General features: G+C 33.6%; 15 protein-coding genes. 4 read left to right on the top strand and 11 right to left on the bottom strand.

Translation table 11 applies throughout. From position 1 onward, the window contains the following. Positions 1-274 precede the first annotated feature (274 nt). From nagE to licT, 4 genes are all read right to left on the bottom strand, one after another. A complete protein-coding gene (gene nagE, locus FYJ58_RS13865) occupies positions 275-1,732 on the bottom strand; it encodes an N-acetylglucosamine-specific PTS transporter subunit IIBC (RefSeq protein WP_205839274.1) in 1,458 nt (485 codons plus the stop codon). A 229-nt stretch (positions 1,733-1,961) separates the two neighbouring features. Next, a complete protein-coding gene (locus tag FYJ58_RS13860) occupies positions 1,962-2,219 on the bottom strand; it encodes an HPr family phosphocarrier protein (RefSeq protein ID WP_154520285.1) in 258 nt (85 codons plus the stop codon). 32 nt (positions 2,220-2,251) lie between these two features. Continuing rightward, on the bottom strand, positions 2,252-2,734 hold the full coding sequence (locus tag FYJ58_RS13855) for a PTS sugar transporter subunit IIA (protein ID WP_154520284.1): 483 nt from the start codon (positions 2,732-2,734) through the stop codon (positions 2,252-2,254). A 12-nt stretch (positions 2,735-2,746) separates the two neighbouring features. Further along, complete coding sequence (gene licT / locus FYJ58_RS13850) at positions 2,747-3,589, bottom strand: BglG family transcription antiterminator LicT (RefSeq protein ID WP_154520283.1); 843 nt, start codon at positions 3,587-3,589, stop codon at positions 2,747-2,749. Positions 3,590-4,005: 416 nt separating this feature from the next. Between licT and FYJ58_RS13845 the strand changes: the two genes are divergently transcribed. Beyond that, positions 4,006-4,347, top strand: a complete 342-nt coding sequence (locus FYJ58_RS13845; RefSeq protein WP_154520282.1) for a helix-turn-helix domain-containing protein — start codon at positions 4,006-4,008, stop codon at positions 4,345-4,347. Positions 4,348-4,490: 143 nt separating this feature from the next. On the opposite strand, the gene rfbD is transcribed toward FYJ58_RS13845, so the two are convergent. From rfbD to rfbA, 4 genes are read right to left on the bottom strand one after another with little or no spacing between them, the layout of a single operon-like run. Then, complete coding sequence (gene rfbD / locus FYJ58_RS13840; protein ID WP_154520281.1) at positions 4,491-5,333, bottom strand: dTDP-4-dehydrorhamnose reductase; 843 nt, start codon at positions 5,331-5,333, stop codon at positions 4,491-4,493. A 6-nt stretch (positions 5,334-5,339) separates the two neighbouring features. Beyond that, positions 5,340-6,359, bottom strand: a complete 1,020-nt coding sequence (gene rfbB / locus FYJ58_RS13835; RefSeq protein ID WP_154520280.1) for a dTDP-glucose 4,6-dehydratase — start codon at positions 6,357-6,359, stop codon at positions 5,340-5,342. 6 nt (positions 6,360-6,365) lie between these two features. Then, positions 6,366-6,938 (bottom strand): dTDP-4-dehydrorhamnose 3,5-epimerase, encoded by a 573-nt coding sequence (gene rfbC / locus FYJ58_RS13830; protein WP_328597863.1) that lies wholly within the window; start codon positions 6,936-6,938, stop codon positions 6,366-6,368. Between the two features lie 31 nt (positions 6,939-6,969). After that, positions 6,970-7,860: a glucose-1-phosphate thymidylyltransferase RfbA gene (gene rfbA / locus FYJ58_RS13825; protein ID WP_154520279.1), complete on the bottom strand. Its 891-nt coding sequence runs from the start codon at positions 7,858-7,860 to the stop codon at positions 6,970-6,972. Between the two features lie 258 nt (positions 7,861-8,118). On the opposite strand from rfbA, the gene FYJ58_RS13820 reads away from it, so the two are divergent. Continuing rightward, the gene (locus FYJ58_RS13820) at positions 8,119-9,417 is read left to right on the top strand and encodes an AAA family ATPase (protein WP_154520278.1); all 1,299 of its coding nucleotides are present in this window, start codon (positions 8,119-8,121) and stop codon (positions 9,415-9,417) included. 353 nt (positions 9,418-9,770) lie between these two features. Here FYJ58_RS13820 and FYJ58_RS13815 read toward each other — a convergent pair whose 3' ends face one another. The 3 genes from FYJ58_RS13815 to FYJ58_RS13805 all read right to left on the bottom strand — a co-directional run bounded on the left by FYJ58_RS13815 (position 9,771) and on the right by FYJ58_RS13805 (position 12,888). Beyond that, the gene (locus tag FYJ58_RS13815; RefSeq protein ID WP_154520277.1) at positions 9,771-10,979 is read right to left on the bottom strand and encodes a MerR family transcriptional regulator; all 1,209 of its coding nucleotides are present in this window, start codon (positions 10,977-10,979) and stop codon (positions 9,771-9,773) included. Between the two features lie 245 nt (positions 10,980-11,224). Next, positions 11,225-11,935 carry a hypothetical protein gene (locus FYJ58_RS13810; RefSeq protein ID WP_154520276.1) on the bottom strand — a complete coding sequence of 237 codons (711 nt, stop codon included), beginning with the start codon at positions 11,933-11,935 and terminating at the stop codon, positions 11,225-11,227. Between the two features lie 197 nt (positions 11,936-12,132). Beyond that, positions 12,133-12,888: an AbrB/MazE/SpoVT family DNA-binding domain-containing protein gene (locus FYJ58_RS13805; protein WP_154520275.1), complete on the bottom strand. Its 756-nt coding sequence runs from the start codon at positions 12,886-12,888 to the stop codon at positions 12,133-12,135. 212 nt (positions 12,889-13,100) lie between these two features. Here FYJ58_RS13805 and FYJ58_RS13800 point away from each other — a divergent pair, with 212 nt between their 5' ends. Together FYJ58_RS13800 and FYJ58_RS13795 are read left to right on the top strand one after the other, a co-directional pair. After that, complete coding sequence (locus FYJ58_RS13800; RefSeq protein ID WP_154520274.1) at positions 13,101-13,292, top strand: type II toxin-antitoxin system HicA family toxin; 192 nt, start codon at positions 13,101-13,103, stop codon at positions 13,290-13,292. 40 nt (positions 13,293-13,332) lie between these two features. Further along, positions 13,333-13,761, top strand: a complete 429-nt coding sequence (locus FYJ58_RS13795) for a type II toxin-antitoxin system HicB family antitoxin (protein WP_154520273.1) — start codon at positions 13,333-13,335, stop codon at positions 13,759-13,761. Positions 13,762-13,978 lie beyond the last annotated feature (217 nt).

Genomic DNA, 13,978 nt, shown 5'->3' with positions numbered 1-13,978 from the left:
CATCCAAGCGTTTAACGAAAGTCGAACTTTCCTATAAAGGAACAAAGTGGACAAGTCCACCTCAACTCCCTGTATCCCTCACTCATGAGGGACTTGCTCCACTTTGCGTGCCAGATGCGTGTTGCATACTTTTTGCAACAATACTCCTTTCGCATCTGTGCACATCCTCGCGGAGCGTTTTTGCTTTATAGGAGACGAAGTTTCCTATAAAGCAAAAAAGGTGTTGCAAAATCAACTAAATTGATTTTTACAACACCTTTACGATTTAATTTAATTATTTACATAATTTTTTAAACTCATCTGCCACAAATTGTACCTGTGTTCCGATGATTACCTGAACACTCGTCTTACCCGGTCTGATTACTCCTGCGACCCCTGCTGATTTAATTTTCTTTTCATTTACTTTTGTATAGTCTTTAATTTCAAGACGAAGTCTTGTGATACAGTTATCAACCGATGTAACATTTTCTTTTCCACCTAAACCTTCTAAGATAATTGAAGCAACCTGCGTATAATCATTATTTGCTAATGTTGCTTTCATATCTTCGTCTGCATCGTCATCATCTTCTCTTCCCGGAGTTTTTAAATTCAATTTCACAATTACAAATCGGAATACAACATAATAAACAACGCCAACACCAAGACCGACAATCAGTAACAGCCAAGGTTTTACTGCCATTGGGGCTTTAAAACTCAAGAACCAGTCAACAAAACCTGCACTGAAAAAGAATCCTGCTCTTGCCGGCAAAAGCGCAACAATCGCACAAGTAATACCGGTTAAGAATGCATGAATCACATATAATACCGGTGCCAAGAACATAAATGAGAATTCCATTGGTTCGGTAACACCTGTAAAGAAAGAAGATAATGCTACTGCAAATAACATACCTGCTGCCGCTTTTTTCTTTTTATCCTTTGCTGTATGATACATTGCTAACGCACCTGCCGGTAAACCAAACATCATAACCGGGAAAAATCCTGCCTGATACATACCTGTCTGACCAAGCACACCACCTTCAATTGTTCCCCAGAACTTACCAATATCATTAATATTTGCCACATCAAACCAGAATACAGAGTTAAGTGCATGGTGAAGTCCTACCGGAATTAATAGACGGTTAAAGAATCCATAAATACCTGCTCCGATTGGTCCGGTTGAAATGATTGCCTCTCCAAAGCTTACAAGACCGGAATAAATTGGAGGCCATAAGAAATATAACACTAAACATGCAACTAATGAAGATACTGCTGTTACAATTGCAACACAACGTTTCCCACTAAAGAATCCTAAAAAGTCCGGCAACTTTGTATTTTTAAACCGATTGTAACAAGACGCACCGATTAAGCCGGCTAAAATACCGATAAACTGAGTTTCAATTTTTGTAAATGCGACCGGTACCTGAGATACATCAACGTGACGGAATACAGCTACATTTCCTGCTGAAAGAATCGTAGTAATCATAAGCCACGAAACTAAACCGGCAAGCCCTGCCGTACCATCATTGTCATCTGACATACCAATTCCAACACCAATTGCAAATAAAATCGCCATATGGTCAATCAATGCACCTCCTGCCTTAACTAAAAAGGCAGCAATCGTAGAAGGCTCACCCAATCCTGACATTACATTTGGATCAATCCAATAACCGATTCCCATTAAAAGACTCGCTACAGGCAGACATGCTACCGGAAGCATTAACGATTTTCCCAACTTCTGAAGATATTTCATCATAAAATACCTCCTCCTTTCCTCTCCTGATACATTTTATAGTGTTGGGGTCAAAAAATATTTTGACCCCTGATACCTACAGATGACTACGCACTTTGTGCTTTCGTCATCCTAAAAATATTCGAAATCCGCCCTGTTCGGGCTACTTTCTCATGTTTTTGCGGGTCTCAAAGTTATGCTTTTTCATGCCAGCATGAAAAGCATGACCTTTTGCCCCTGGTATTGATACATTTTATAAATTATCATTTAAAAAACTTTCAATTTGAACTGCTGCCCTTTCTTCATCTACCCCCTTACATGCAAATGTAACTTTATCTCCTTTTTTCACTCCAAGACTCATAATTCCAAGAATTCTCTTGCCGTCAGCCTCTTTTCCATTTGCACTTAGGCGGATATCACTTTTAAATCCTCCTGTCACCTTTACGAGCAGCCCTGCCGGTCTGGCATGAAGCCCCAATTCATCCTTTACGACATAAGTTACTTGTTTCATTGTTCTTTTCTCCTCTCTATTTTTCATTTTATTTATTGTATTATTTTTAATACCTCCGTTAACTCTGACACTTCTCCTGTAATTGCCTCTATATTGGAGAATTCTTGTGAATTGCATACAACAATCGGACATATCGTGTCATATCCTTCTTCTTTTATTTTTTCGATATCAAATTCTAACAGAAGTGTTCCAGCTTTCACATGCTCACCTGCACTTACCTTTGCTTCAAAAAATTGCCCCTTTAAATTCACGGTATCTAAACCGACATGAATCAAAAGCTCTGCTCCATGCTCAGTTGTTATGCTCAAAGCATGCTTTGTATCAAACACCATGGAAATCGTCCCGTCACATGGTGCAACAACTCTTCCGGTAAGCGGTTTAATTGCAATTCCTTTTCCTAATATCTCATCGGAAAACGTTGGATCATTTACTTCCTTTATACTAACTGCTTCTCCTCTTATAGGTGAACCAATTTTTTCTTCTTTTTTCCACATATTTTTCAATTTATTTAACATAATTCTAGCCTCCTAATGTTCTAAACTGGCATCTCTCATCCTCTTAATATGAATTGCAAGATACATTAATTCTTCATTTGTAACTTCATAATCGTATTTATCATGAATAAAACTTCCAATCTTTTTACTGCAATCATATTCCTCCGGATAATTTTCCTTTACCATTTCTACAATTTTTTCATCCATGCAATTTAATAATTCTTTTTTCATGATACGCTGGCATAAAAATTTTACATGGCTTACAAATCTGGAATAATGAAGACTCTCCTCATCTAAACGAAATTGGAAACACTCTTTTACCTTATCAAGAATCTCCTGAATCATCGTTGTTATTTTCATTGCTTCACCCATTTTCGTATTATATTCTGCATTTACAATATGCAAAGCAATCGAAGCTGCCTCAGACTCATCAAACAGAATCCCTGTTTCTTTTTTTATTAATTGAACTGCATAATCTCCTATTAAATATTCACTTTTATAAAATTGTTTCACTTCCATAAGTAGCGGATTAACAAACTTCATTCCTTTATGATAGCGCTCAATTGCAAAATTAATATGATCCGTTAATGCAATATAAATACTTTCATTTAAATGTTTCCCATACTTTGTTTTTGCATAATCAATAATGTCCGAAGTAAGTCGCATATGCTCCATTGGAAGATTTCTCAATAGTTCTTGAAATTTTGTTCCCTCTTTTGAATCTTCAATCCGAAATATTTTCTCAATTATCTTTTCGTCAATTTTCTTTCCAGGTTTTGTTCCAAATCCAATTCCTTTTCCCATAATAACAACTTCTTTCCCCTCTGTGTCATAAGCACTCACAAAGCTGTTATTAATCACTTTTAATACTTCCATACCCTTTTCCTCTCTTAAATGCACAAAAAAAAGACTCAACTTCACGAAAATATTCCTCTGCTCGTAAAGTTAGTCTTGCCTGCATTATCAGTAACACCTAACTACAAATTTTCTATGCACTTTTTACAATCAATCTATTATTAACATACCACAGATTATAAAAATTGTCAACTAATTATTAGTTCGGTTTTCATCCTTTTATTCACAACTACAAATTTTCACTTATCTACTTCAATTTATTTATAATTAATAAATCTTTCTTGTATATCTTTTATCTCGTTTTCCTATAATAACAAAGAAAAAGGCGAAACAGCTTGCATACTTTTCTACTGCATTCTGCATATTATTATTTCCGACATTTTTCTTTACAGTTATTGTATTAGAATTTGTGTTTTATAAATAGGAGGTTTGGAGATATGGATTATACTATTCTGGGACAAAAAATAAGGAAAGAGCGTCTAAGGCTTCACCTTACCCAGGAAAAACTGGCAGAAGAAGTCTGCCTTTCCCCCGCTTATATTGGTCAGATTGAACGTGGTGAACGTGGGCTTACAATTGAAAATCTCGTTCTTCTTGCAAATCGTTTTACTGTTACAGTTGATTATCTACTTTCAGATTCCCTTGTTGTAAGCGATGAAAGTAATCTTTCCCTTTGGTTACAATTGATGGATGGTCGTTCGGCAAAAGAGAGAAACCTGGCTGTTAATCTTGTCAATGCACTCTTTCTTTCATTGGATAAAGAAAAGCCTATTGAATAGAAAAAAGCTAATTGCATACTAATATTTTTTTTATTCAATATCGGGTAGAAGGAAAACGTTATTTAATTTTCCCGCCTACCCGATAATTTGTTTCTCTATTTTATTTGTTCATTTACACTACGCTTTAAAATTCTTTTAATATTTCAAAACTCTTCTTCCAAATAACGCCAAAGTGCATCCTGCCACTTTGGCAATCGCTTAAATCCTGCCTGCTCTAAACAACTTTTAGATAATCTGGAATTTTTCGGACGTATTGCTTTTGTCTTATATTCTTCTGAAGAAATTCGCTTTACAGTTACAGGCATTTTTGCAATCCGAAAAATTTCTTCTGCAAATTCTGCCCATGAACAAACCCCTTCATTCGTTGCATGATAAGTTCCATATTGTTCTGTCTCTATCATATCACACAGTAACACAGCTAAATCTGCAGTATAGGTAGGTGAACCAATCTGATCCGCAACTACACTGATTTCTTCCCTCTCTTTTCCTAAACGAAGCATCGTTTTTACAAAATTATTTCCATTTTTTCCGAAAACCCAGGAGATTCGAACAATAAAATATTTGTCAATCCATTTTTTTACTGCTTCCTCCCCTAAAAATTTTGTTTTGCCGTAGTAACCGATGGGGGCAGGTTGATCTGTGATTTCATAATATTCTTCTCCAGTCCCTGAAAAAACATAATCGGTACTAATATATAACATTTTTATATCAAGTGTTTTACAAATCTTCGCTATATGCTCTGTACCTTCCACGTTTACTTTATAGCATAAGTCTTTTTCTTCTTCTGCCTTATCGACAGCCGTGTAAGCTGCACAATGAATCACCGCATCCGGAGCTTCGTCGATAATAAATCGTTCTACCGCCTTTTGATCTGTAAGATCAAACTCTTGTCTTCCTGCTCCAACACAATCTATCTTTCTTTTCTTTAAACACTTCATGACATCATAACCAAGCTGCCCATTGATTCCTGTAACTAATATTTTCATTTTATTCTATCGCTTTCCATACATTTTTTCATAGTAATTTTGATATTCTCCACTGATTATATTCTCCCACCATGATTTATTTTCCAAATACCATTTTATCGTCTTTTTAATTCCCTCATCAAATGTTGTCAAAGGCTCCCAGCCTAACTCCTTTTTAATCTTAGCAGGATTGATTGCATATCTTCTGTCATGTCCCGGACGATCTGTAACATAAGTAATTAACGCTTCACTTTTATCAAGTGCTTTTAGAATTGTCTTTACAACTTCTAAGTTTGTCTTTTCATTGTGACCGCCAATATTATAGATTTCACCTACTTTTCCTTCCCTGATAATCAAATCAATTGCTCTGCAATGATCTTCGACATATAACCAGTCCCGTACATTCTCTCCAGTTCCATATACGGGAATCGACTTATTATTTAAAGCATTCGCTATAATCAATGGTATCAGCTTTTCTGGGAAATGATATGGTCCATAATTATTTGAACAGCGTGATATTGTCACAGGTAGCCCAAATGTACGATGATATGCCTGTACTAATAAATCTGCTGAAGCCTTTGATGCAGAATATGGGCTTGAAGTATGAATTGGTGTTTCTTCTGTAAAAAATAAGTCTTTTCGATCAAGTGGTAAATCTCCATATACTTCGTCTGTGGATACTTGGTGATAACGTTTTATTCCATATTTTTTACAGGCATCCAATAAAACTCCTGTACCGACAACATTTGTCTGTAAAAAAATCCCCGGATTCTCTATAGAACGGTCCACATGACTTTCCGCTGCAAAATTAACAATAATATCAGGTTTTTCTTCTTCAAATAACTGATATATTGCATCACGGTCAGCTATATCTGCCTGTACAAATTTAAAATTTTTATTGTCCATTACAGGTTCCAAAGTTTCTAAATTTCCTGCATAAGTCAATGCGTCTACACAAATAATCTCGTCATCCGTGTGTTCTTTTAACATATAGTGAATAAAATTCCCACCAATAAAACCTGCTCCGCCAGTTACTACTATTTTCATACTGTTTCACCTCTTATAATCTATAACATTATATTTAAAATCAATATCGCTTTCCGAAAGCTTCGGTGCATTTTTATCCTTTTCCGAAAGAATTGGATTATCAATTCCCCAATCTACACCGATTTCTTCATCATTCCATGCAATATTTCTATCAGACTCTTTGTTATAAAAATTATCTGCTTTATATAGAAATTCTACTTCATCAGTCAAAGTTACAAATCCATGTAAAAAACCACGAGGTATCAATAATTGTCTTTTATTTTCTTCCGACAATTCCACCTTCACCCATTTTTTATAAGTTGGAGAACCTTCCCGCATGTCGACCGCAACATCCATAACAGCTCCTTTATTACAGCGAACTATTTTTGCCTGAGCATGTTCACCCTTTTGAAAATGAAGCCCTCTTAATGTACCTTTCTGTGTTGAATAAGACTGGTTATCCTGTACAAATTCATAATGTAATCCTGCTTCTTCCATTGCGTTCTGGTTGTAACTCTCCATGAACCATCCCCTGTTATCGCCAAATACTTGTGGTTCTAAAATATATACATCTTTTAATTCTGTTTCAATGATTTTCACTAAAAAAACTCCTTACATGCTTATTTTCAACTTAAAATTCTTTACTATCAATATATTTTCCATCCATAACATCTTTTAAATACATACCATATTGATTCTTTTTATGAATTTCATACCGTTTTTCCATCTGGTCTTTTGTAATCCAATGATTCAGATAAGCAATTTCCTCTAAACATGCTATCTTTCTATGCTGGTGTGTTTCAATTGTCCGTACAAAATTAGTCGCATCTACTAAAGAGTCATGGGTTCCTGTATCAAGCCATGTGAACCCTTGTCCTAATAATTCGACATCTAACTCTCCCTGCTCAAGATAAATACGATTTAAATCTGTAATTTCTAACTCTCCACGTTTTGATGGTTTTAACTGCTTTGCATACTCAACAACCCGATTATCATAAAAGTACAACCCTGTCACACAATAATTACTCTTTGGTTTAAGTGGCTTTTCTTCAATCGAAACAGCTTTTCCTTCTGAGTCAAATTCTACAATACCAAAACGTTCCGGGTCATCTACATAGTATCCGAAAACAGTAGCACCAACTCTCTTATTCACAGCATTTCTGAGTTTCTTCGTCAAACCATGTCCATGAAAAATATTATCTCCAAGTACCATTGCCACATTATCATCACCAATAAATGACTCTCCAATAATAAATGCCTGAGCCAGTCCATCCGGTGAATCCTGTACCGCATAATTTAATTGAATTCCAAATTGACTTCCATCCCCGAGCAGTGCCTCGAAACGTGAAATATCTTCTGGTGTTGATATCAGTAAAATATCCCGGATTCCTGCATTCATTAATACGGAAAGTGGATAATAAATCATTGGTTTATCATAAATCGGCAACAATTGTTTTGACGTTACTTTTGTTAATGGATATAAACGTGTTCCGCTACCCCCTGCTAATACAATACCCTTCATTAGTGACCTCCTTATCTGCTCTATCTTTGAATAGAGTACCCAAAAATTAATTCTGTAACTTCATTTTATAAGATGACGTAACGTCACTGTCAAGCAGAAAGTTACATTTATCGTTAATAATATACTAGCAGTAAATTTTTTACTAATGAAACTTTTATTTGAGAATATCATTTATCTATGTTAGAATTGAGTAAAAAACAGATGTTGTGATAAAATATAATATAATCTAATAAACAAATCTAAAAAAGGAGCGAAATAATGCAATTAGATATAAAAGATTTTGCTAAAATAAAAGAAGCCTCTATAAATATAGATGGTATAACCGTTATTGCCGGAGAAAATAATACTGGAAAAAGTACTATAGGCAAAATTATCTTTTCAATTTTTAATTCCATGTATAATATGAATCAAAAAGTAATGCAGGAAAGAGAAGATAGAATATACCAAATTGTTTCTTTATTTTTTCAAAGTTATTTGACTCAAAATAAAACTATATCCGAACTGCCTATAAGAAATTATACTTATTATTCCCGTAAATTTACTGAAAAAATTATGAATATGATACAAAATAATAACAATGCAGCTCTTCCATATCTTATAGAAAATTTTATTTTTGCCAATAACTTAACTGAAGCAATTGATGATATAAACGATTTTATAGATAATCTTTCAGATAAATTAAATGTTCTTATTGATGTTTCAGACAAAAAAGTAATGACTGAAGTAATCACCAGATGGTTTAATAAAGTATTTGAAAATCAAATATCACCTTTAACTAAAGACAGCTTAGAATCTATAATAGAATTAACTATACAAAACAAGAAGATAAATCTCCATTTTCAAAATGACACTTGTATTTCATGGAATACAGAATTAAATATATTACATGAAGCCTTTTATATAGACAATCCTTTTGTTATAGACAGCATGTCCGATTACTATTTTAAAAACTCTATAAAAATTACAGACTCCCACTTATTAAAATACCTTTGCAAAAAAGATAACGGCATACTTGATGGGATTTTTGATGCTGTCATGGTAAAAGATAAGTTAAATGAAATCTATAACCTACTCGGGGAACTATTAGGTGGAGATATCATTGAAAACCAAGATGGACAATACTACTTAAAAACAACAAAGTACAATCACCCACTAAATATTAAAAATTTATCAACCGGTTTAAAATCGTTTGCAATAATTAAACAACTTTTAGAAAAAGGCAGTTTAAAAGAAAAAGATATTTTAATTCTGGATGAACCAGAAATACATTTACATCCAGAATGGCAACTACTGTACGCAGAACTAATCGTTTTATTACAAAAAAAATTTGATTTAACAATAATTATCACTACGCATAGTCCTTATTTTCTCGATGCTATAGATGTCTTTACTGCAAAACATAAAATATCAGATAAAACTAATTATTACTTAGCAGAAAATAATGACTTAGGCTCTTATTTATATAATGTAACAAATAATATTGACAAAATTTACAAAAAATTATCAGATCCCATGCAGGAATTAGAAAATATACGACAGTCTATTTATACTTTTTGATTTACAATATCAAGACCAAAATGGTCTCCCTGTTAACTCAATATCCTACACTCGTAAGCATATGAATTATATTCTCGTATATAATAAAACCAAATATTTAGAGGCAGGACCAACGCGCCAAACGACAGAAGGCTTCGAACGCCAAAAAAGTGAAGTCGGGAAGTCGTCACATAGAGATGTGTTATACAAAACTGTAAGGCGATTAGCAAACGAAGAATTCATATTATTTGGATTAGACCAATTTAAAAATTACCTATTTAAAAACATATATACATACACAGTTGAAGAGTTTGAAGAAAACTTTATAAACCAACAAGACCACCATAATTCTTAAAAAATATTTAGAATACGTTTCATTTCCTGCAAATAAAGACTCCCGCCTGTTTTGTCACAAAAATTGCTCCAAACCGTTTTATTTTTTCTTCTACAAAACAGCAGAACTCTTGATATCTTCCGGAGAGAATCTCTTTCTGATTCCCGTGGCAGGACAAAATGTAATCAACTAATGGTTCTGCTCGGTTAATGATAAGCGAATCTTCATAAATTTTAAGTTCAACCCTTGAGAAATATGGTTCTAATATTGTTTTTCCATTTTCGATTCCAAATTGCTCCTGCAAATTAACCTGGGAAAGAGTAATTCTTGAATCAAACTCTTTTGCCAATTCTGTAATTTCATGCAAATGATCGAATCCATAAGTACTGCAGTAAAATGTTCCGTTTTCTTTTAAAATGTCCGCAATATTTTTTATTGTGCAATCTAAATTTTTTATATAAAATAAAACATGGTTCGCTATTATAATATCCTCAGAGCTTTTTTCCAATGTAAGCTTTTCCGCATTATAAGGCTTATATTTTATATTAGTTTTCTTAAATCCCGGTTTATTTCCATTTTCTTTTTCCAAATTTTGTTTTGCTTCTTTTATCATTCCTTTTGATATATCAGACAGACATATTTGTTTATCTGATAACTTTTCCCAATCAGCATTAATCCATAATGCCCCATTTCCACATCCAAGTTCTAAGATTGTTTCTGCCTGATCAAAGCAAATTTGAGAATAAAGCCATGGAAACCATCCTTGTAAATTCGTAGAATATTTGTTATGTAATTCTATCCGGATATTTAAATTATTGGCAGTTTTATATTGTTCCACTAATTCACGTTCCATATTCGTTACATGAATTAAATTTAAAATCTCATCCCATTTTATATCCTTTCGTCTTTGAAACATTTCTTTTGTCTGAATAAGATTTTTTTCCATCAATTCCAAATGTTCTTTTCTTTTTTTTACTAACTGAATCTGTAGCTCTAAAGATTCTTCTATTTCCTCCGTAGAATCATATAATGTCATCGTTCGAATCTCTTCCAAAGAAAACCCTAAGTATTTTAGTGTTAATATTTTTTGTAATTTTATAAAATCTTCATCGCTATAAAATCGGTAGCCCGAATTATTTCGAAAAGTCGGTGATAAAATTCCCTGTTTATCATAGTAGCGGATTGTACGAATTGTTATATTCGCTTTTTTAGCAAATTCACCTGATGTATAATATTTTTTATCGTCCATCTCTGTCTTTATTTCCTTCTTCTTTTTATCTTGTCTTATTTTTTTATTCGTTAATTTTTACTATTAGTCTAGTTTGCATTTGCTATTTTGTCAATGAACCTTTCTATCATCAAATATCAAATTTTATTTTTTAACAAAAAAGTTGCAAAATATAACTTTTACCTCAGAGACCTTTGCCTAATCGACCGTTATACTTTGCAACCGTTTATCAAACTCTATATTATTTCAATTATCTTTTATGTATATTAAAATCCGGGAACTAATATCTCATTACTATTTTGTTTTCTTAGTCCTTTTAAAATTGTATTTTCAGATACTGTAGTCTGAAATTCATTATATATTTCTTTTACAAGTTTTAATTCCGATCTTATATCAGCTCCAGTTACACCTGAATTAATCAATTGTTGCTGATATAAATACACAAATGTAGATAAATCAATTTTAGACAAGTCTACAATTGATTTTGTTCCGACAAAACAAGTTACTTTTTCAGCTTTTGAATACAATGATTTGCATTGAATCGATCGATACCAACACTTTACATCGAATCGTACCGCACTGAGTCCTTCTGTTAAAATATAATATTTTTCTGTCTGACCAATTGCTCCTACACTTTCTCCTAAAAAGACGTTTAAGGCACCTGATAGTAACTTTCCTATTCCACCTACTACATCCTTATTTCCTCCTAAAAAAGCATCCAGACAACCTGCTACAGTATCTTGAATATCTTCTGTACTTTTTGCTGTCATTGCACGAATTTCTCTGGTCTGTGCAACCAAAGAAGTAACAGGAATTTTCTTATCTCCTCCCACTTTAATCGAATCCATAATTTCCATCATAAAAATATCTGCCTGCTGCTCTGCTACTGTATATAAAGCTTCAAGTGCCTCTTTTTGAGCTGCTTCTAATTCATTTGTATCATCACAACTTTCAATCGCTTTTCTAACTGTAGACATACTAAACCCTCCTATTTCACTTATCAATTTATATTTACATATGACAATGTTTAGGGCAAAAAGTGTTTTCCCCCATGATATAAAATATAGAATTCAATTTAATAGTACCGGCACCAATTCTGTATTCTATATTTGATATCATAACATTTACTATCAGAAATTCTTCGGAATAATTTTCTTACTAAAACACTTTCTTTCTAACATTCATATCTTGCAATTATATTTCTATATTTTTCAACAATATCTAACATATCCTTTCTTTGATAATATTCAATTACTACTTCAATCAGCTTCCAAAATCTTATTTCATAGTATGCTTCCCATTGACTAATCCAATTATAACATTGATGATAATACAAGGGTCCTCGATATAACTGAATTGCTGCTTCACAAGAACGTATATCTCGTCTGTTTTCATAGTAAGATTCAAACTGTTCCAAATCAATTACACAATCATCTGAATTAAAATACATATGATTTCTCTCTGAAATAATTGGGATTTCTATATTCATTTGTGACAAATTACAAATATACTTCCACACTTTGTAAAGACATTCCATTGATTTGCGTTTTTCCGCTTGTGGCCATAAAAAGGTTGCAATCGTTTCCTTTAATACCGGATATCCTCGTTCACAGATTAAAAAAGCAATTAACTCTTCCGCCTTCTTGTTACTTAAAAGAACCAGCTTACCATAATTATAAATTGCAAAATGACCAAGACATTCAAAATATAATTTACTATTGTTTTTAATTGTATTATTTTTTTCAAAATATTCCTTTTTTGTTAAATCGGCAGTTTCTGTAGGTTTTCTTTTTTTACTTTCAAATGGCGTCAGACAAACTGTCTGGTTTATAATCTCTACTTCCATCTTATCACCTTCTTTCAATTCTAATTGCTCTACTACCGCCATTGGTAATGTAATCTGCGATTTTTTTCTAAATTTCACCTGCATGATTCTCCTCCTCAATCACCAAATACATTTTTCCCCTCAAAATTCTATTTTATGTCAATTATAATTATATTTTACATAAAGTGAAAAATCAAAATACAGTCTGCTTTTCGTTCAATAACCTCTCCATTGGTTTTATTTGTGCGTATTTTTTGTATGCGTATTTACTTTATGCGTATTATATGGTAATATAATAGTGCAAGGAGGAAAACGGTATGCCAATGAAATCAAGAGAGATGGAAAAACTAATCCTTGCTGATGGGTGGCTGTTCAAAGAGCAGAATGGCTCACATAGACAGTACATACACCCTACAAAACCTGGCAAGGTCACAATTCCCTTTCACAAGGGTAAAGACCTAAACAAAAGGACCGAGGATTCCATCAGGAAGCAGGCGGGGCTTAAATAAGCCCTTGCCATTCCTTTACCATATACGGGAGGTGTAAACTATGTTATCTATGTATCCAGCTTGTTTCTACAGGGAAGATGATGGGTACTCTGTTATCTTTCCTGACCTGAACTACCTTGCAACACAAGGAGACACTTTAGAGGATGCTATGGAAATGGCTGTTGAATGTCTGGCCGCACATCTTCATTCATGCAAAGCAGATGGTGAAGCTGTTCCCGCTCCTTCCAGTCTTACAGATATAGACCCTGTTGCTGTTTCAAAAGAGGTTTCTCCAGATGAACCGGTAGGAGAGGCATTTGTGAATATAGTTTCTGTTGATGTTGAAGCTTATGCAAAGGCTCATTTCGAGAAATCAGTCAGAAAAACACTCACAATTCCTGCATGGCTCAATACTGCCGCCTTAGAGCAGGGAATAAACTTCTCACAGACATTACAGGAAGCCCTTCTTTCCAAAGTGCAGGCAAAATAACAGAATCGGCATTGATTTGCGTCCGTTCAGCAGATTTTACAGTTAAAGGCTCATGCTCACGCATGGGTCTTTTCATTGTGTAGCAGTCTTTAATAAAAAAGTGTCTTCGACACTTCAACTCCCCTGCCCTCAATCTTGAGGGAATTTAGGGGTTTCTTTTTGTTAATTTTTCCTGCATAATAGGGTTATGAATATCTTACAAAGAATCTTTACCGAC

It is taken from the genome of Velocimicrobium porci (assembly GCF_009696045.1).
GTDB classification, from domain to species: Bacteria; Bacillota; Clostridia; order Lachnospirales; family Lachnospiraceae; genus Velocimicrobium; species Velocimicrobium porci.
This window is presented reverse-complemented; position numbering and strand designations above follow the sequence as displayed.

What these genes read in the sequence shown, in the direction of transcription:
- FYJ58_RS13800 (WP_154520274.1), top strand. Translation starts at nt 13,101, where the DNA reads ATGCCAATGAAATCAAGAGAGATGGAAAAACTAATCCTTGCTGATGGG.
- FYJ58_RS13860 (WP_154520285.1), bottom strand. Translation starts at nt 2,219, where the DNA reads ATGAAACAAGTAACTTATGTCGTAAAGGATGAATTGGGGCTTCATGCC.
- FYJ58_RS13815 (WP_154520277.1), bottom strand. Translation starts at nt 10,979, where the DNA reads ATGGACGATAAAAAATATTATACATCAGGTGAATTTGCTAAAAAAGCG.
- FYJ58_RS13820 (WP_154520278.1), top strand. Translation starts at nt 8,119, where the DNA reads ATGCAATTAGATATAAAAGATTTTGCTAAAATAAAAGAAGCCTCTATA.
- rfbA (WP_154520279.1), bottom strand. Translation starts at nt 7,860, where the DNA reads ATGAAGGGTATTGTATTAGCAGGGGGTAGCGGAACACGTTTATATCCA.
- nagE (WP_205839274.1), bottom strand. Translation starts at nt 1,732, where the DNA reads ATGATGAAATATCTTCAGAAGTTGGGAAAATCGTTAATGCTTCCGGTA.
- FYJ58_RS13855 (WP_154520284.1), bottom strand. Translation starts at nt 2,734, where the DNA reads ATGTTAAATAAATTGAAAAATATGTGGAAAAAAGAAGAAAAAATTGGT.
- FYJ58_RS13810 (WP_154520276.1), bottom strand. Translation starts at nt 11,935, where the DNA reads ATGTCTACAGTTAGAAAAGCGATTGAAAGTTGTGATGATACAAATGAA.
- FYJ58_RS13805 (WP_154520275.1), bottom strand. Translation starts at nt 12,888, where the DNA reads ATGCAGGTGAAATTTAGAAAAAAATCGCAGATTACATTACCAATGGCG.
- FYJ58_RS13795 (WP_154520273.1), top strand. Translation starts at nt 13,333, where the DNA reads ATGTTATCTATGTATCCAGCTTGTTTCTACAGGGAAGATGATGGGTAC.
- FYJ58_RS13845 (WP_154520282.1), top strand. Translation starts at nt 4,006, where the DNA reads ATGGATTATACTATTCTGGGACAAAAAATAAGGAAAGAGCGTCTAAGG.
- rfbB (WP_154520280.1), bottom strand. Translation starts at nt 6,359, where the DNA reads ATGAAAATAGTAGTAACTGGCGGAGCAGGTTTTATTGGTGGGAATTTT.
- licT (WP_154520283.1), bottom strand. Translation starts at nt 3,589, where the DNA reads ATGGAAGTATTAAAAGTGATTAATAACAGCTTTGTGAGTGCTTATGAC.
- rfbD (WP_154520281.1), bottom strand. Translation starts at nt 5,333, where the DNA reads ATGAAAATATTAGTTACAGGAATCAATGGGCAGCTTGGTTATGATGTC.